This is a genomic window from Bacillus sp. V59.32b, from assembly GCF_003429085.1.
In the GTDB taxonomy this organism is placed as follows: domain Bacteria; phylum Bacillota; class Bacilli; order Bacillales; family DSM-1321; genus Peribacillus.
The window spans coordinates 1-19,740 of the sequence record NZ_QVTC01000041.1; the positions used below are offsets into that span (position 1 = coordinate 1).

Here is a 19,740-nt window from a genome sequence, read left to right on the forward strand (position 1 = left end):
TTTTGTTCAGTTTTCAAAGAGCAATTTCGTTGTCGTTTCTCTCAGAAGCGACTTTATTAATATACCATCTCACCAACAAGAAGTCAACATATTTTTGAAATGTTTTTGTAAAAGAAAAGTAATGTTGTCTTGCGGTGTATTACATATACTAGCACCTGACCATTGACAAGTCAACCAAAAACCGAAATATTATACTGGAAGTTTTTACAACTGTTCAATTAAGTATATTTGGATTGGCAATCTTGAATATTTCAACATAAAACAGCCCTCCTTTTCAAATAGTAATTTGCGAAAGGGAGGGCTGTTTTGGTTTGTTCTTACTTAATCGTAATGATGTTCTCTTCCTTAATATCTACCTTACCATTTTTCTCAAGCTTCACTGTTTCACCTTCTTTAAGGTTAGTGAAGATGATTGGCGTAATAATGGAAGGAGCATTATCTTTTACGTAATCAAGATCTACCTTTAATAAAGGCTGTCCTTTTTTCACTTTATCATCTTGGGAAACTAACGCTTCAAAACCTTTACCTTCTAATTTAACGGTATCGATTCCAACGTGAATCAAGATTTCACGACCTCCGTCTGAGACAATACCCAGCGCGTGCTTAGTCGGGAATAGATTTACGATTGTTCCGTCGACAGGAGAAACGATAAGCCCGTCTTCTGGCAGGATCGCAAACCCATCACCCATCATTTTTTCCGCGAAAACAGGATCAGGTACTTCGGTGATTGGCTTGATTTCACCTTTAATCGGGGAAATGAATTGCTCATCACTTGGCTCATGGGTTTGTAGAGCTTCTGGGATTACTTCTTCGATTTGCTGTTCTACTTCTTTTTCTTGAGAGGTTTCCACAACTCTAGGTCTTCTACCGGACATAATGTCATTCATTTGTCCTTTTATCGTTTCAGAACGTGGTCCAAAAATAGCTTGAATGTTATTCCCAACTTCAAGTACCCCGGCAGCTCCGAGTTTTTTCAACCGATTCTTGTCCACTTCTTTCACATCGTTCACAGATACACGAAGGCGCGTGATACAAGCATCCAAGTGAGCGATATTTTCCTTACCACCCATTGCATCCAAGATATCGCCAGCAAGATTACCCGGCTTACCTTTTGATGCCTCTTCTTCATTATCATCTGATTCAACTTCGCGACCAGGCGTCTTTAAGTTGAATTTGCGGATTGCAAAGCGGAAACCGAAATAATAAATCACGGCTAACACAAGTCCGACCGGAATCACCAACCAAGCATTGGTTTGCGGGTTAATTAATCCAAACAAAATGTAATCAATGAGACCTCCGGAGAAAGTCATACCGATTTTTACATCCAATAAATGCATCGTCATGAAGGAAAGCCCCGCGAATACAGCGTGGATTCCAAACAAGATAGGCGCCACGAACAGGAATGAGAATTCAAGCGGCTCAGTGATACCCGTTAAGAATGAAGTCAATGCTGCGGATGCCATCAGGCCGCCGACTAGCTTTTTCTTTTCCGGACGTGCTTCATGATAAATGGCAAGTGCTGCAGCCGGAAGACCGAACATCATGAATGGGAACTTACCAGTCATGAAGGTTCCCGCTGTAAGATCTTGTACTCCATCTTTAATTTGGTTCATAAAAATCGCTTGGTCACCTCTAATGAGTTGGCCCGCTTCATTTGTATAAGTACCGAATTCAAACCAGAATGGAGAATAGAAAATATGATGAAGCCCGAATGGAATCAACGATCTTTCAATCAAACCGAAAATAAAGGCTGACAAGGTCATATTGGCACCTAACATATTTTCGGAGAATGTATTTAATCCATGCTGGATTGGCGGCCAGATCAAAATCATCAATAGACCTAGGATAACCGCGCTTGCCGCTGTAATGATAGGCACAAAGCGTTTACCTGCAAAGAAACCTAAATAGGATGGCAATTCAATTTCATAGAATCTATTGTACATGTATGCGGCAATGATCCCGACAATGATTCCTCCAAAAACACCGGTAGACAAAGTTGGTATGCCGAGTACAGAGGCATATTCCATACTGCCCTTTATATCCTCCGCCTCAATACCAAGAACGGTGCCCATTGTGACATTCATAATCAAGAAACCGATGATGGCAGCCAGACCAGCCACACCGTCACCGCCAGCAAGACCTATGGCCACACCGACCGCGAATAATAGTGCCAGGTTACCAAAAATAATATTACCCGCATTTTCCATGACCGACGCAACCATCTCGACGCCATTGTTGTCAAGGAATGGTGCGATATCAAGTAGTGTCGGATTCTGCAAAGCATTACCAAAAGCAAGCAAAATACCCGCTGCCGGCAAGATGGCAACTGGAAGCATCAAGGCTTTACCAACCTTTTGCAAAACGCCAAATAACTTTTTAAACAAGGTAAACGACCCCCATAATTTTATTTTGGAAACCCATAAAGCGGTTACATAATTCCAAACAAAAAAGGCATAAGCGAAAAAAGCATTGAGTTTAACAGACAGGTATAATATACCCTTCTCTGGAAAATTCAATTACCTTTCCTCACTTATGCCTGATCGAATCAGTAACACGTAAAGTAAAAGTCTATTATGTGATTTTCTTTTGTAAGCGTTGTAGGTGCATTGTTAAGTAAACAGCTTCCGCATCGTATACGGGCTTTTTCAGCACCTGCTGCATAATCTTTATCAGTTTCCAAGCAATATCATAACACACCGGATACGCTTCTTTCAACATCAGAGTAATTTTTTCCGGTTCTTCTACTTTCTCTTCTGACATCACTCTTTCAATCGTAAATCTTAGATGGCGAACCAGCCTCATATAATCTATGCTTTCTTTATCTATAGTAGTATCTAATTGTTCCTCAATGACATTGATGAGGTGGGTGACCAACTGGGAGTGTTGGTTTATATCTGATAGCTGTTTATTGGTTATCGCGCTGTGAATATGCAGTGTGATAAAACCGATTTCTCCCTTTGGAAGGCTAATCCCGGTTTTCTCGCCGATGATTTCAACAACTTCTCGGGCTACTTCGTATTCAAATGGATAAAGATTTATCGTTTCCACATAGAAAGGATTTTTAACTTCCATCCCGCTTATCATCCGGTTCAAGGAAAATACTATATGGTCAGTCAGACCAACGTGTATATGTTCATTTAATTCCCCTGTGACTCTGTTACTGATATGCTGTATCGCTTCTATTATCGCGGTCTGAATTTTTTCATCGATTTGCGGCAATAGCTTTTTATAGTTTTCCTGTTCTCTTTCGCTCTTTAAGACAAACATCTTCTCAGCCTGATCCGCCGAGATTTCATCACCTTTGCTACGGTTAAAACCTATGCCTTTTCCAATAAGGATGACTTCTCCGTGAGAAAGGTGGCTCGCGATGACCACATTATTATTTAGAATTTTTTCAATTGAAAAAGCAGACATAATCGGATACCTCTTTACAAGAGAATGAACCTTCTCATCCATTAAAAATTCAGAAGGAAAGGGCAAGTTTAATGTTAGTCAAGTGACCAAGCGAAATCAAGTGAAAAATAATCGTCAAAAAAAGGAACCCTCTTGGATTCCTTTTAGTCATTGCGATTAGACTAAGAAAATAAAGTATAAAACAAAGATTACAAATAAACCGTACATAATCGGATGGACTTCTTTTATGCGTCCTTTTATTAGCATCGTGATTGGATAAAAGATGAATCCAATTGCGATACCGGTTGCGATACTGTATGTCATCGGCATGGCAATAAGCGTGAAAAATGCCGGTACAGCCACTTCGAATCGTTCCCAGTCAATCTTCTTAAGCGAGGATACCATCAATACCCCAACAATGATCAGCGCTGGCGCCGTTACCGCAGAAGTAATAACACTCAGCAGCGGAAAAAAGAAAATGGAGAGGACGAACAATAGGCCTGTTACAATCGCTGCAAATCCCGTTCTGGCACCAGCGGCAACTCCCGCGGTTGATTCCACATAAGAAGTAGTTGTTGATGTACCAAGTACAGCACCGACCACGATAGAAAGTGAATCTGCAAATAATCCCTTTCCAACTCTCGGAAGCTCATTTCCTTTCATTAATCCTGCTTGAGTAGCGACACCTACCAGAGTTCCTGCTGTATCAAAGAAGGCAACAAACAAGAAGGTTAGAATAACAACGAGAATTTGAACCGAGAAAAGCTGCTCTCCCGGATTGGCGAATGCTTCGAATGCGACCCCGAAAGTCGGCTCAAGGCTCGGTACCGCTCCGACAATCTTGCCCGGCATATCGATTAAACCGGCAATCACACCAACGATAGCCGTAATAATCATCCCAATAAAGATCCCTGCATGAATTCCCTTAGTTAATAAAATAACAGTTAAAATAATGCCAAAGACGGCCAATAACGTGTTGCCGTTTGTTAAGTCACCTAAACCGACAAGAACCGAATCGTTATTTACGATAATTCCTGCATTTTGAAAACCAACAAAGGTGATAAAAAGCCCGATTCCGGCACTTACAGCATATTTTAGCTCTACCGGAATCGCGTTAATGATCTTTTCACGTATCCCCGATAATGTTAGTAATACAAAGATAACCCCTGATATTAACACGCCTGTTAATGCGGTTTGCCACGGAACCCCATAGGTCAGAACAACCGTATAGGCGAAGAATGCGTTCAATCCCATGCCTGGAGCCAGCGCAATTGGATATTTCGCAATGAGCCCCATTAATATCGAACCGATTGCGGCAGCTAAAGCGGTTGCCACGAACACGGCACCATAATCCATTCTTAAAGCGTCAGGAAAATCTTCAACGCTGTCTAAAGTTAATGTCAGTGGATTAACAACCAAAATGTAGGCCATTGATAAGAAGGTAGTTAATCCGCCAATGATCTCTCGGCGATAGCTCGTGCCGAGTTCCTCGAATTGAAAATATTTTTTCATCCTCATACTCCCCCGTATGTTACGCCGCATAGAGAAAAGGCCCCGTCTAACCGAACGGGACCTGACTTTATATGCAAAAAGATGGAGCGGGGTCCCCATCCATGGATGGAGCCTACCTCCTTATATTTGCATCGTAGTCAAGCTGTTAACGGCAGCTCGGTAGAAACTTTTGGGCCATATCCCCAAGATTATACGACGAATTCATTTTATAATGATTAAGATTACATTTAGAGTTTACCAGTGTAGAAAAATGTCGTCAAGAAAAAAACGAATGATACTGAAAGTTATAACGTTAATGTTCGTAATATTATTCCCACTCAATCGTATATGGTACCCAAAAATCCTTTAAAAGTCTAGGTTTCTAAACTGCATCTTCTATTTTGGTGGGGTTTTCGGTGGGCAAACAATTTATCTAGCGTTTAGAGAATTTATGCAAACCATATAGCAGGCAAAATCACCAAACCGTTTTCTATCATTTTCTATAGTTCCTAACTTGTCCATCCATTCAGAGTTCCATCCTTGATTTTTCATATATCTTGCCAGTATTTTTAAAGTTGCCATGAAATCATTGTGCCGAATAGTTCTTGCCTCGTCAACATTTCTTCTTTCCTCAGTTGTTTGAACACTCCAGTTAGCACGTATATTTGCATAGTTATTCGCTGCCTTAATAACATCTTCGTAAATTGCAATAATAAATGCAACACTTAGTGAAACCGCACCCCTTTCCCACTCTATTTCTTATTTAGTTCTTTCCGAGGGACTAAACACCTACAGCATTTGAATTATTGGTACTTAATAAGATAGTTATTAAATACGATTCTCTTATGATTATCAATATCGTCAAGCAATAAATCATCTGTTAAATAATGATGATGGTTTGAACAATACTGCAAAGCACATAAAATCTCACTCGCATATTTAAAGTGTAGAGTTCCATGAAAAATTTCTTCTAACACTCTCTTTGCTGTTGAAACAAAATTGTGATGTGGAATGGTAACAGTTCCATGTATTTTCTTCCATTGAGCATGAACCTTTTTCAGAGTTTGCTTCGAGTATTTCCCTGCCAACAAGTCATCAACTTCTTTCTTATACATTTCAATTCACCCCCTTAATCTAGTTAGTCGATAGATTACCCATTCAACAATTATTATACTATCTTATTTTATTTAGTCAACAGATTACCTTATTTTTTTATAAATAAGAGACTAACTCTTAGTTATAAAGACTTAGTCTCTCATAATTACTTAATTTCTTTTTTGGGTAATTCATTGTTATGATGTAGTAATGTCGCAAACATAACTAGTTTCACTACAAATGATCTGTGTATTCTAGTAGTTTTAAATTCATTCAAAAAAGCATTTTGGAGTTTATTTATACCTTCTGAAATAGCTGAATCAATATTTAATGTAGTGTGAACACCCTCAACTGATTTATCCTGACTCTCTCTCACAATTTCACTTTCTCTATTTTTCACCTCCTCCCAATCAATATTTTCTAATTCTTCTTTTATCAAATTGTATGCAGCTCCCAACACGTAACCATTAGTTATTTCAATATTTGGATCTCCATAAATCTTTCTTTTAAATTCATTAAATGCAATAACGGTAGCCTTACTAAGTTTCATTTGTATTCTCAAAATTATTCCTCCTGTCCTTTCAATACGATATCTTTTAATAGTAAAAAATTTCTTTCGCTCATTATAAGTCAAATGACTAACTTTATAAAATGCAAAAAAATATCTTGGTGGGGATGGTGGGGGGCATCCAATTTTATTAAAGCCCATTTTACAGGTTTTCTGTTATATTAAACACTGTAAAATAGGCTTTTACAATTCAACTCAACTTATATCCTTATTCCCACTCAATCGTAGCAGGTGGCTTACTGGTGATATCATACACGACCCGGTTCACATGGCTGACCTCATTTACAATCCTGGTTGAAATGATTTCGAGAACATCCCACGGAATTCTCGCCCAGTCGGAGGTCATTCCGTCAATGCTCGTCACTGCCCGAATGCCAATTGTATAATCATATGTGCGCGCATCTCCCATTACCCCGACACTGCGAATGTCTGGAAGCACGGTGAAATACTGCCAAATATCACGGTCAAGTCCTGCTTTCTTGATTTCCTCACGAAGAATGGCATCTGACTCGCGGACGATTTCCAGCTTGTCCTCTGATATGGCACCTAAAACACGAATCCCCAATCCTGGACCAGGGAACGGCTGGCGCCAGACGATATCGTCAGGGATGCCGAGTTCGGTCCCAAGCGCACGGACCTCATCCTTGAAAAGCGTGTTCAACGGCTCAATCAGCTTGAATTGCATGTCTTCAGGCAGACCGCCGACATTATGATGCGATTTAATGGTTTGTGCAGTCGCGGTTCCACTCTCAATGATATCGGTATAAAGGGTGCCCTGTGCCAGGAATTCAATTCCTTGAAGCTTTGTCGCTTCGTCATCGAACACATAGATAAATTCGTTTCCAATAATCTTCCGTTTTTTCTCTGGATCTGAAACACCTTCAAGCTTTGTAAGGAAACGATCCTGAGCATCTACTTTAATAACATTCATATGGAAGCCTTCGCTGAATGTGTTCATGACGCTGTCCGCTTCGCCCTTACGAAGCAAGCCGTGATCGACGAAGATACACGTTAATTGGTCTCCGATTGCCTTGTGGATCAAGACGGCTACGACCGAAGAATCGACACCGCCGCTTAACGCACAAAGAACTTTTTTGTCACCAACAGACTGGCGGATTTTCGCCATTTCAATTTCAATAAAGTTTTCCATCGACCAATCGCCTTCGCAGCCACATACTTGGAACACAAAGTTCTTCAGGATTTCATTCCCATGCTCAGAATGGCGTACTTCAGGATGGAATTGGACGGCGTATAGCTTTCTTGACTCATCACTCATCGCTGAAATCGGACAGGATGGATTTGTTCCATCAACGGTGAAGCCCTTAGGTTCTTCGACTACTAAATCCCCGTGGCTCATCCAGACAATCTGCTCCTTTGGCAAGTCATGGAATAGCTTCGAATCATTCCGGGTAGTCAATGTTGCTTTTCCGTATTCACGATTCTTCGCAGGCTCTACCTTCCCTCCGAAATGCTTGGTCATTAACTGCATGCCATAGCAAATCCCCAAAATCGGCAGCCCTAATTCAAAAATCCGCTCATCGCAGCCAAAAGCGGCAGCATCATACACGCTGTTAGGCCCGCCTGAGAAAATAATCCCAGCTGGATTCATTTCCTTAATTTGTTCTGCCGTCAACGTATGCGGGTGCAACTCGCTATACACTCCAAACTCACGAATCCGGCGCGTAATCAACTGATTATATTGGCTTCCGAAATCAAGCACTACGATCATTTCCTGGTTCTGTAATTCCGTTTTCCCGGGCACTCTCATCACCTCAATTGTCATGATTCGCTTGTAAAAAAAAATGGGTTCACTTTTTTAAACAAACGATTGATTAAATTCACCTATTAATAGTATTACTAAAGAAATGAAAATAAAGACAAAATAAAAAACCAGAATCCTGCCTCGAGAAATAAAAGCAGAATCCTAGTTGGAATACCAAATAAAATCTGCCTTCATAGTCAAATCATTTACGGTGATTTGGTAGAAACTTTCGATCCATATTATCGAGTATATATGAAGGGTATATAAAAGCGAAAGCGCCCTGTTAAAGGAACGTCGACTAACTGCTGCCACGTCCTTATGTCTTACGTCGACGTCAGCACATCCTGTGCAAGTCCGACCAGCATAAGACGCGCCTCGCAGGAGGGCCTGCACTCCGGAGAGGGGCGGCTTATGACCTCGAGGGGCTGGGCGCTGTAGCTAGACACTGTTTAAAGTTCAAGAAGCTACGCTTTTTAATTCTAGTTTTAGGAACGCCTCAATTGTAACAACACAATGAAAATTTGGTCAAGAGATTGTCTTTTTAATTAAATTTTCCCACAATTTCTGATTATGCTCCCAATTGGCGGAAGGGTGATCTCCCCGGTAAATCTGCCTCTCATAATTTCGGGTGATTTTCCCCATCTCTCCTGAATAAAAATAGGAATCAACATATTCAGCATATTCTCTTAATGTCTGATCTTCAGGCCGTTTAAGCCCCTTTCTTCTCAACTGCTTCAACAGAGTCATGTAAGCCTTTGAAAAGGTATCATGATCGTTTTTTCTTTTATAAATCGCGATTAACAGATATGGCAGCCATCTCCCTCTTAATTTGAAAAAGAGCAAGCCAATTAAAAGAATACCGGCAGTAATGGCTAATAAGGCCTTCCAATTTCTATTCAGCCAGCTTTCCTGGTTGATTGCCGATTCAGCAGTTTGATCCCCAGGTGCCTCTTCAGGCTTTGTTGGAGTCTGTTGTTGTGCAGCCGGAGCCTCTTGTTCGGTTTCTGGTTCAGTCGTTTCCGTTGAATCAGTCTCTGTTGTAGAAGTATAAAAATCGGTATTGTTGGAAAACCCTTTTGTCGGCTCAAACGGAACCCAGCCGACATTCGGAAAAAATACTTCGACCCAGGAATGGGCATTATTATTCGTTACCTCGTATACCCGTTTGCCATTTCGGGTAACCTGCTCACCTTCCGTATACCCCTTGACCCACCTGGCCGGTATATCGATGGAACGCAGCAGCATTACCATCGATGTAGAAAAGTTATCACAGTAACCTCTTTGCGTCTCGAACAAAAATTGGTCTACATAGTCCTCGGCATCTCCTGGATAAGGAATATCCACTTGATCATAGACAAATTCCCCTCCATCGAAATGATTCTCTATTGCTTTTACCTTGTCGTACCAATTGTCTTCTTCATCTGTAATCGTCCGGGCCAGCTCCCTGATCCGGTCAGGAAAACCTGTAGGAATCTGGGTATACCGGTTTTTGAATTCAGGATCAAGCTGATTCCCTTCCGTCATTCCTACCTCTTTCAATTGATTAATATCAAACCTCGGCAAAGAATAAGAGAGTTCGAATTCCCTCAACTTGATGAAATTACCTTCGTTATTGTGAGATGTTATGCGGTCATTGTGTCCATGATATCTGTATAATTCCCCTGTTGAAGAGGAAATTCCCGTTACACTTCCCGGTCCAGGATATGGCACATGGTTATAGGGTAGTTCAATGTCTACATATGCCTTGGAATCAGTCGTCTGCACCCCGGTTGGGTATGGGGAAATTTCAACTTGATCAGCATCGGCAAATTCTTCATAAGAACCCGCATTATCTGCTGTGACCCAGCCTTTTCCCGTATAGAAATCTTTATTTTCCACTTTCCAATAATGACCCGCTGAGGTTTCTGCGCGGAACACAACGGTATCATCATTTTCAAATCCACCGCCAAGTGATGAATCATCCACCCCGTATCCGATTCTGTTCGTTCCTCCGCCCCCGGTTGCACTATCCGAATACGAAGTAATAAACGGTACCGGATCCGGCCATTGCGGATCGAGCTTAGGCGCCGCCAGTCCAATATAGGAGCTGAACGCAATCATGAGCACGAGCGGAATAATCCATTTTCTGAGAGACGGCACGGTAATTGACATTTTTTCCTGAGCAGCCAAGCGAAAAAGCGCCAGACTACCCATCATACTAAAGCCAATGATGACGAGCCTGATGATCGAATATGTGCCTTCATACTCAGTAAATGTATCCAACACCGAGACAATTACCACAGTCGCGATAAAGAATAAGAGGATGCTTTTTTTGACTGAAATCCAGTAATGGAGCAAATACGTAATCAGCCAAAGCAAAATAAAAAACAGCAACGACTGGAATTCGAACGAAATCTTCAGAAATTCACCGTGGAACAAGAGGGCGATATCGCTAGCGATTTTTCCAACAAAATCAAAAAACCAGGACAGTTCAAAGAGGGGCACTTCATAATACAGATAATGAATTGCTATCAGGATGAAAACACCCAGCATCACTAAACGGAATAAAGGAGGAATCTTAAACAAATGAAGCGCAAATCCGACCGCCATAAACAAGATAAATACCTCTATATTATTCGTCTCTGTCAGCTGGTTGACAGGCCGGATCCACTCCCATACCAGGAAAAACCCGAATATATACAAAATAGTTTTGATCGCAACATCATATTTTCTCGATTGAATCATTGGGCTATCACCTCTGAAATTTCACCCTCAAAAAATCCTTTTTCAATATATTTCACATTGATTCCTTTTGTTTTTGCGAATTCTCGAGCCACTATTTCTTCTTTCGATAATGACGAGTCGCGATTCACTGAAAAAATAGTAAGGGCCTGATTCGTTTTAAACCGGCCAATCCATTCGAACGATTGCAAAGTTAAACGGCCGGTGATAATTGCCATCGCAGCATTTGATGGCACAATCGCACTATGCTTTTCGATAATCCCTTCAATCGGAATGAAAGCATTGGCTTCCGCTTTGGCCAAGTTGTAAAAGATTTTCTGTCTTTGAAGCGCTCCGCCGCGAACCGGCAGAACTTCCCCGCTTTTTCCAGTTCGATAAAACCCGATCTGAATGCCTTTTTTACTGATGGAATGAACAAAGGAAGCGGCATACGTTACCATGGCTTCGAATTCTTCTGCAGGTGATTCATCAACAATCAGAAAGATGTCATGGCTTTTCATTTCCTCGAATTCCTTCGTCATAATGTCATTCTTCCTGGCGGTCGCTTTCCAGTTTATCCAGGAAAGCTGGTCGCCGGGCTGATATTCTCTTATCCCTGAAACAATGGAATTTTCGCGTTGGAGACGGTTGGCTGTCCCGGCACGCCCCTGATCGAACAAATTGTCGAGCTGCCTATACGAAAGCTCCTTGTAGGCCGGGTAAACAAGCAACCTGCCTGGAAGCTCAAAGAAAGCCTCTTTATCAAAAAGTCCTAAAAAATCGCCCGTTTTCAGGCGAATCTCTTGAAAGGAATGCTCCCCGCGGGGCATATTTTCAAGCGAATAACTAAGGGTAATCCTGCGCTTAAACCAAGGAAACACCATTTTTTTCTTCGTTCCATCTATATGTTGTTCAAGCCGCTCCGGGAGCTTATCTTCTACAAGTAAATAGAATAGTGGGAAGTATGTTTTTCTGGTGATGGTGATTTCAACCGTCGCTCTTTCACCTGTCTTGAATTTCTTTTTGCCCTGAACCCTCTCTACCCGGAACTCCTGAATCGGATAGACAAAGAGAACGATAGAGTAAAGGACAAAAGGCAGAAAGCTGTAAAAGATGAACCAACTGACAAATCCGCCTTGAAACATCGCGAAAATAAAAGCAAAGGCAACCAAAAATATCAGGCCAATCATTTTCAAAGAAGGCTTTATTTTTGATAGAAGTTTTTTCATTGCTAGTTCACAAGCCTTTGTACCGGAACCGGAATCTTTTTGACGATTTCCTTTACGATTTGTTCGGCGTCAATTCCTTCGTATTTGGCTTCGGATTTCAGGATGAGCCGGTGCGCAAATACAAATGGCGCTAAGTACTGAACATCATCGGGAAGCACATAATCCCTTCCATTTAAGAAAGCATAAGCCTGCGCCGCTTTCATTAATGCAATGGAACCCCTCGGACTCGTGCCTAAATAAATACTGTGATGTTCGCGGGTCTGATTGGCCAGATCGACAATATACCGTTTTACAGAAGCATCTACATGGACGTACTTGACATCCTGCTGCAGTTCACGAAGCTCTTTTAGGGTTATTACCGGTTCAAGATCTTCAATTGGAGGCACGTGCTGGGCACGGTTCAAAACTTCCATTTCTTCCGTGATGTCCGGATAGCCCATTTTTAATTTCAATAAAAACCGGTCCAATTGTGCTTCCGGAAGCGGATAGGTGCCTTCGTATTCAATCGGGTTTTGCGTCGCCATCACAAAAAAAGGCTGCTCCAATTTCCGCGTTACCCCGTCAACGGTCACGCTTGCTTCCTCCATCCCCTCAAGCAATGCGGATTGGGTTTTCGGAGAAGTCCGATTAATCTCATCAGCCAAAATGATGTTCCCCATAATCGGACCCGGTCGGAAAATGAACTCCTGCTCCTTCGGATTGAAAATAGAAACACCGGTAACATCGGAAGGAAGCAGATCTGGAGTAAACTGAATCCTCTTAAAAGCAGCTCCGATCGATGTAGCCAGTGACCGTACCATCATCGTTTTCCCGACACCCGGCACATCCTCTAAAAGCACATGTCCCTCAGCAAGCAAGGCCACAAGGCTCAGTTCCGCGATATCTCTTTTTCCGATTATAACTTTTTCAATATTATGCAAAACTTTCTCTAAGGTGGGATGCTTTTCTTCCTTTATCATCTTAATCCTCCTGTAAAGGCTTATTAGTGAGTCTATTTCTATATATAATTCGTTCCATATCCACTAAAATCCTCCAATTTTCGCTATACGAATAAGAAAGCTTAGAAGCGGACTTTATGGATGTATGTCTTGATTAACTAGTTTGATATTACCATTCTATTTCCCTATTTCATTTTGAGTTATTCTAGTGATATTCTGACTTGCCTTCTTCCTTTTACTTTACATGATGGACGCATCGTAATAAAGAAAAAGTCACTGCTTTTTCCAGAATGGGTCTAGATGGAAAGGGATTAGGCTTGTGTATTATCTAATAATAAACTCCAAAACAAAATTACTACTTCTAAATAAATTACCATTTTTTATTTCGGCAAACTAAATAAAAGTTATGTCGAATTAACTAGAAATATGTTAAAATATTGGTTGTTAATGCTAAAAAATGAAAGATTCTTATTCTTGTTTTAGCTTCTGTAACAAAAATAGATAATACAACGGGGGAATTTTAAATTGAAAAAGTCTTTATTGTTCGGAACTTCTCTACTAGCCATTGGATTACTCTTAAATGGCTGTGGCTCAGACACTAATGAAGCTGCTTCATCAGAAGAGAAATCTGAAGAAAAAACAAAAGCTGCCGACCAAAAGGAAGTAAGTAACGAAATACCTGAGCCAAAGAAGGATGATGAAGGAAACACTATCCTCGAAATAATTGGACAAAAAGCTGAGTCAAAAGATGTAACTGCTGAACTTTTAAAAATTAAAGAGGTAAATGAAACACTTGAAATCGCACCTTTAACAGTGAAAATTAATAACCTGAAATTAATTAAACTCTCAAATATGTCAGACGATTACAAATCAGATTTAGAATATATGGCTGACGCTAATTCAGTCGGTGATGAAGTTACATATATACAAGTATCATATGAAGCCGAAAACAAAGAAGAAAAAAATATCGAATGGTATGATCTTATGAATGTTGTTACAGATAAGGGAGAACAAATTGACGGCCAAATGAAAGATTTTATTACTACAGATGACGAAATGGAATCTGAATTCCTAGGAAAAGTTAAAAAAGAATATACAGATGGGTTTATGGTTAAAAACGCTGACATTAATAAAGTAAAATTGGTTTTCGGATATACAACTGATTCTACTTCATACGATGAAATCACCCCTGAACAACAAGTAGAATATACATTTGAGTAATAAACTTACAGTCTTTCAGACTAAAACTAGGGGGATACCACGTGAAAGCTATAGCAATTATATTAATAGTACTAGGAGCTATTGGACTTCTAATATCAACAATGATGTTTGGTGACATTGGTATTGCTTCTGCAATAGGTTCAATCACGGCCATTCTGTCAGGTACAGGATTACTATTAGTGAACAAAGAATTAAAAGATTTAAAGAAGTAGTCCTTATGTTAAATTCTAGATTATAAATCAACAGTCAATAATCAACTAAAAACTTGTGAGTTAGCAAATGACCCCGGTGTTTTAACTGGGGTCATTTTGTTTACTATCTATGAATTTTAGAGGGAGTTTGGATAAAATCCAATTTGCCTCTTCACTTTTTCTTTGTAATAGGATCATTACACTCATGTCATTCGTTATTCCCCAAACGGATCAGCTATTCGCTAACCGGATACTAAAACATTTAGTTTGCAGACATAGTTAACCGAACATATTATTAACCTATCATTTCCAGTTTATCAACTATTATTTGGAATAATTATATAAATATTTGTATTTCTTAAATTAAAAGTTTAAAGATATTTTTCGTTTTAATTGTGTCTTTGATAACATACAAAAAACAGGGAAAACTGAACTGCACCCTTTAAAATTACCTTTAACGAACTCCATAATAAAACTAATTGTTGCAACTAAGGTATACCAAAATAAAAATTTTAAATCCACAAAAACTACCTATTAGAAACAGATCATTATTTACTGAGATATTTATCATTTATATAAATTGCACGCCAAATAAGACTTCATTTTTTGCAATTGGAAAGGTTCGTGTGACAAACTATTAGCTGATTATTTTAAGTACCAAACCTTCATAAAGGATACGAAAAGACATTAAAAAAGAGGCTTCCAAAAAAGTTTACTAAACTTAATGGAAACCTCTCTTATTTCACTTACCAATATCAATTAATATATTGGATACTAGAGACTTTCTTTAGATACATAAAGCTTTACATATCAATATTTATAAGTCGTTATTACATCATGCCGCCCGTAAGATGAGAGTGTGTAATATCGTTAACGAGAGGTGCAAATAGCGCGGTAAATCAACGTTCTGGGAAATCTGAGGTGTAACATCTTTAACGGCAATTTACCGTTTTTCATGGGATTGCGTTAGCAAAATGTTAACATTTTGCTAACGTATTATATCTTTATTCTAAAATACCCATTTCATATAAAAATCTTGAAGGTTGCTTTGTCCATCCATTGTATCTATTCGCATATGTTAATGTAAGCGTAGAGAGAGTACGTGTTATTGCAACAAAACAATTTCGTCTTTCTTCCTCCATTTCAATACTAAATTCCCCTTTTTTCTTACTTGCAAATGAGGGTAGTTCGTCCTCTACTAGCCCCAAGATATATACGTGTTCAAACTCTTTACCTTTAGCTGAATGGATAGTTAAACACTGTACATAACCAACAGCTGGTTCTTTTTGTTTAGAAGACAAATCAAGCTCCTGTAGAAACGTACTAAGCGTTACATTATTATATCCGTATTTATAATAAAAGCTTGACATTAATTGTTTCCAAACTTCAAACTCATCATAAAATAATTCTTTATGTTCTTCTTCCATTTGATTAATATATATATCTGTATTTAACCATTGAAGTGTATCTTCTATAAAAGTAATAAAACTTTTCCCTTCAATAAGGTTTAAATTTAATGATTGCAAATAAGTATCACTAAGATCTAGAGAAGAAATACAATTATAGTATCCCTTTAAATAATCGCCATCTCTAGCTTCACTCCACGCTATTACCTCTTCAATATCTATTTCATATTTAGTGAAATACTCAAAAGTGTTTATTACTTCATTTAGAAACTTCTTATCATTCCTTTTATTTGCCAAACGAAGAAGACTATGCATCCAAGATATCTGTGGACTTTCAAATTCATTCTTCCTCTTAGAAATGACCGTCGGTATGTCCTTTTTCTTTAGCTCTTCATAAATCTTTAACAATAATTTATTAGAACGTGCAATGACAGCAAATGTTGAACTATTTTCATGACTAACTCTTGATTCTAAATCTTTAACGATCCACTGCATTTCATCATCAAATGAAAAGAAGTTTTTTAAGCGAATTACTTCAGAACTATCCTCAATTTCCTTCATAGCATGAAGCGGCTTTTTATTATCTAACCGACCTTTATTATGAGCGATAAGGTTATTTGCTAACGTAACAACGGTTGAAGGGCATCTGAAATTATCAGGTAATTGAATAATATCAGCTTCATATTCCTCTTTAAACTCATGTATGCGCTTGTTACTTGCTCCATTCCACTGATAAATTAATTGGTCGTCATCCGCTACAATAAATAGGTTTCTAAATTTACTTTTAGTTAGTTGTTTAATCATTTGAAATTGTGCATAATTTGTATCCTGAAATTCATCAATACTTATATATGAATAAATTTTCCGGTAGTGATTCGCAATAAAAGGGTATTTTTTGAATAAAAGATACGTTCGAAATATTAAAGACTCAAAATCTAAAGCGTTCAATGAATTTAATTTATTAATGTACCCTTTATATATTTTTTCAACTGCATTTCTCAAATTAGGGTTTGTTATAAATTTATCCAATGGTACACCAGACTCAATCAGATTCTTTTGAAGATATTGTATAACCGGTAGAAGGTTTGTTGTCCCAATCGAACCTATCTCTTCATTACTCTCTAATTCCATTTTCACATCCTTAATAATCTCATCCAAATCTTTTGAATCAGAATAAATAGTAAAGTTCGGATTCACCCCTACATGAGAACCATGATTACGTAATACTTCTGCGCAAAAGCTATGAAACGTTCCTAAATACAACCTTTTATTCATATCAGGTACTAATTCATTTAATCTAACCCGCATTTCATCCGCTGCTTTATTCGTAAATGTCAATCCTAATATCCTGAAGTTTTCATTTATTGAGTCTTTAAGTATCCGTGCAATTCTATAGGTGAGTACTCTTGTTTTCCCCGAACCCGGTCCAGCTATGACTACTAATGGTCCTTCATTCCAATTAACAGCTTGCATTTGAACAGGGGTTAATTTGGACAGCTCTGTTTTAAATGGTTCATTCATTTGAAATACTCACACACCTTTCTATCATGTCCTTTATAAGTTTAGGAACTCTTTCACTATTGCATTTTCTTTCTTTTAAGATTTCTACTAATCTATTTGCGTTTCCCACTTTGTCTTTCTTAATAATTTCTGCTAATTCATCTTTATCTAAAATTCCCAATGCATCTTCACTAATATTATAACCGTTTTCTATTGCAATAGCCTTGTATTCCTCAGTAAAACCTTGATTTGCTAAATACGTTTCAAAATCTTTTTGAGGGAGCATTGAAACAAGTTGTTCTATTTCTTCTTGTATGTAACCAATTTTTTTAATTTGAGATAATGTACTTTCTCCTTGATCATCATTATCTGAAAGTAAAAGCCACGGAAAATCAAGTAATTTAGCTAATTTAATGAATGCACCCGGAGAACCATTATTTTGATAATCAATTATACTTATACCATAATCATCAAGTGGAAGGTCTAATATCTCTGAAAAATACTGTAATAGTATATACTCAGTCTGTCCTTCTGCTAATAACCAACCTCTAGCAAAAAACAATTCACCTCTTGTCCTCTGGACAAACGTAAACAAGTCATTCTTCTCTTCTTTTGTAAGGATTAATTGTGATTTAACAATCAAATTGTCAATTGCCTCAGCAAATTCAGTACCCTTATACATACCATTTAAACCTCTGGATTCTTGTTCACTTATTGGCTCAAATGCTACTAGTGTATTAGTAGTCTCATTAAAAGAAAATTTATTACCTTTAGCTTTAATAAATTTAAGTAAACTATCCTTTCCATCCACTCTAGCTTCAGCTTTATCTATTAGAGAGTGAACTAAAGTTTCAGATCCCGTTTTTCTGAATAATCTGAGGTCCATTAAATTCATATTCTGAACAAAATACGGAGAATGAGTTGAAATAATTTTTTGGCAATCAATTTTATTTATTTTAGAGGCTAGCGATCGACTTGCTTGAGGGTGAAGATGTGCCTCTGGTTCTTCTAAAGTTAATATTGCTTCTGTTTCTTGCTCAAAAGTAGTTTTTAATAAAACATCAATATATGCTTGAAATAAAAATAATGTTGCTAGGCTTTGAGTACCTTGTCCATGCCTATCAAGAGGAAAATTAACATTACTTCCTTTCCCTTTCATTACAACTTGTGACTTTGAAAGTATATCCCATGTTTTTAACGGCAACGCATTTATTGACACAACCTCTTTATCATTTAATGACAGAACTTTGTGAATATTTTCTAGAGACTTTATCATTTCCTTTAAATTCGAATCACTGTTTATTATTTCTTCATTAATTTCAGAAAGACTATCTTGGATGTTCTGTAGCTTTCCATCAGGGATATTTACCTTTTTCAAAAATCTTCCCCAAAATGGAGAGTTTGAACTAAATGTATCATGAATATCGCGTAAAGCTTGCAAATAGAAGACTGGAGTTAATTGAAGAAAATCATTATATTTACTATTTGAGGCTTTACCAGAAAGGGATTCTCCTTCAGTATTAAGAAAGTCTGTTTCTATTATAAAGTCTTTTTGACTTTCATCATATTTAGAATTTACCCGTAACCAAATTTGGTTTATTGCTTCTTCTTCATCTTCCTCCCACATTATAGGTTGTACAATTTCACCTAATATCTGAGGTATTTTTTCAGGCCACTGGTTAGGCTTTTCTTCCCTAAATATAAATTCTATAGTTATACCATCAGAATTCTTTGGTTCACCTTTCTCATCATTTACATAGTAGTCATATTCATTAAAGGGTGAAACCCTTTTGTTAGATCTGCCAAGTCCTAATTTAATAGCATCAAGAAATGCTGTTTTTCCTGAATTGTTCTCACCAATTAAAATTGTATTTTTCGAAAGTGGAACTCTGATATCTTTTAAACTTCTAAAATTTTTTATTCTAACTTCTTTCAAGAACATTTCTTTTTACCCCCAGTCTATTTAAAATATTGAATAAAGAGGAACAGAACTACATTTAATTAGCTACTCTTTATAGTTTTTAAAATTCTTTGCCTACTCAAATATCCTTTAAAATTCTCATCTTTAGAAACAGGAGGGTATTCATTTAGAGCAAGTATTAAAATTAACACACAGAGAAAGGCATCATCAATACGCACCACATTTACTATTCTTTCTTGATAAATGTTGGACAATTTTTTGGTATTGTAAATGCAGTAAACTCTTTACCCATACCTTTATCTGGTTGATTAATGATAGCTTCTCT

The 19,740-nt window shown here is 38.1% G+C and carries 13 protein-coding genes and 2 riboswitches; of the genes, 2 read left to right on the forward strand and 11 right to left on the reverse strand.

All coding sequences use genetic code 11. The annotated features are described in order from the left end of the window. Window positions 1–317 precede the first annotated feature (317 nt). The 9 genes from ptsG to D0463_RS10105 all read right to left on the reverse strand — a co-directional run bounded on the left by ptsG (window position 318) and on the right by D0463_RS10105 (window position 13,197). Window positions 318–2,384, reverse strand: coding sequence for a glucose-specific PTS transporter subunit IIBC (ptsG, locus tag D0463_RS10065; protein WP_117307296.1), 2,067 nt, complete (start codon window positions 2,382–2,384; stop codon window positions 318–320). A gap of 187 nt (window positions 2,385–2,571) precedes the next feature. Then, on the reverse strand, window positions 2,572–3,414 hold the full coding sequence (glcT, locus tag D0463_RS10070; protein WP_117307277.1) for a glucose PTS transporter transcription antiterminator GlcT: 843 nt from the start codon (window positions 3,412–3,414) through the stop codon (window positions 2,572–2,574). Between the two features lie 156 nt (window positions 3,415–3,570). Next, window positions 3,571–4,905 (reverse strand): NCS2 family permease, encoded by a 1,335-nt coding sequence (locus D0463_RS10075; protein WP_117307278.1) that lies wholly within the window; start codon window positions 4,903–4,905, stop codon window positions 3,571–3,573. A 114-nt stretch (window positions 4,906–5,019) separates the two neighbouring features. Next, window positions 5,020–5,121, reverse strand: a riboswitch (purine riboswitch). 566 nt (window positions 5,122–5,687) lie between these two features. After that, window positions 5,688–5,999, reverse strand: a complete 312-nt coding sequence (locus D0463_RS10080; protein ID WP_117307279.1) for a hypothetical protein — start codon at window positions 5,997–5,999, stop codon at window positions 5,688–5,690. Window positions 6,000–6,145: 146 nt separating this feature from the next. Continuing rightward, on the reverse strand, window positions 6,146–6,541 hold the full coding sequence (locus D0463_RS10085) for a hypothetical protein (RefSeq protein WP_117307280.1): 396 nt from the start codon (window positions 6,539–6,541) through the stop codon (window positions 6,146–6,148). 214 nt (window positions 6,542–6,755) lie between these two features. Continuing rightward, window positions 6,756–8,315, reverse strand: coding sequence for a glutamine-hydrolyzing GMP synthase (guaA, locus tag D0463_RS10090; RefSeq protein WP_174234313.1), 1,560 nt, complete (start codon window positions 8,313–8,315; stop codon window positions 6,756–6,758). A 168-nt stretch (window positions 8,316–8,483) separates the two neighbouring features. Beyond that, a riboswitch (purine riboswitch) is annotated at window positions 8,484–8,585 on the reverse strand. A 249-nt stretch (window positions 8,586–8,834) separates the two neighbouring features. After that, window positions 8,835–11,033: a DUF4129 domain-containing transglutaminase family protein gene (locus D0463_RS10095; protein ID WP_117307282.1), complete on the reverse strand. Its 2,199-nt coding sequence runs from the start codon at window positions 11,031–11,033 to the stop codon at window positions 8,835–8,837. Further along, window positions 11,030–12,238, reverse strand: a complete 1,209-nt coding sequence (locus tag D0463_RS10100; RefSeq protein ID WP_117307283.1) for a DUF58 domain-containing protein — start codon at window positions 12,236–12,238, stop codon at window positions 11,030–11,032. The genes D0463_RS10095 and D0463_RS10100 overlap by 4 nt, the downstream gene beginning before the upstream one ends. Window positions 12,239–12,240: 2 nt before the next feature. Beyond that, window positions 12,241–13,197 carry an AAA family ATPase gene (locus tag D0463_RS10105; RefSeq protein ID WP_117307284.1) on the reverse strand — a complete coding sequence of 319 codons (957 nt, stop codon included), beginning with the start codon at window positions 13,195–13,197 and terminating at the stop codon, window positions 12,241–12,243. A gap of 504 nt (window positions 13,198–13,701) precedes the next feature. On the opposite strand from D0463_RS10105, the gene D0463_RS10110 reads away from it, so the two are divergent. Further along, window positions 13,702–14,397, forward strand: coding sequence for a hypothetical protein (locus D0463_RS10110; RefSeq protein ID WP_117307285.1), 696 nt, complete (start codon window positions 13,702–13,704; stop codon window positions 14,395–14,397). A 41-nt stretch (window positions 14,398–14,438) separates the two neighbouring features. Next, window positions 14,439–14,609, forward strand: a complete 171-nt coding sequence (locus D0463_RS19600) for a hypothetical protein (protein ID WP_174234311.1) — start codon at window positions 14,439–14,441, stop codon at window positions 14,607–14,609. Window positions 14,610–15,592: 983 nt separating this feature from the next. Here D0463_RS19600 and D0463_RS10115 read toward each other — a convergent pair. Further along, complete coding sequence (locus tag D0463_RS10115) at window positions 15,593–17,515, reverse strand: ATP-dependent helicase (RefSeq protein ID WP_117307286.1); 1,923 nt, start codon at window positions 17,513–17,515, stop codon at window positions 15,593–15,595. After that, window positions 17,508–19,436, reverse strand: coding sequence for an ATP-dependent nuclease (locus D0463_RS10120; protein WP_117307287.1), 1,929 nt, complete (start codon window positions 19,434–19,436; stop codon window positions 17,508–17,510). Before D0463_RS10120 ends, D0463_RS10115 begins: the two co-directional genes overlap by 8 nt. Window positions 19,437–19,740: the final 304 nt, after the last annotated feature.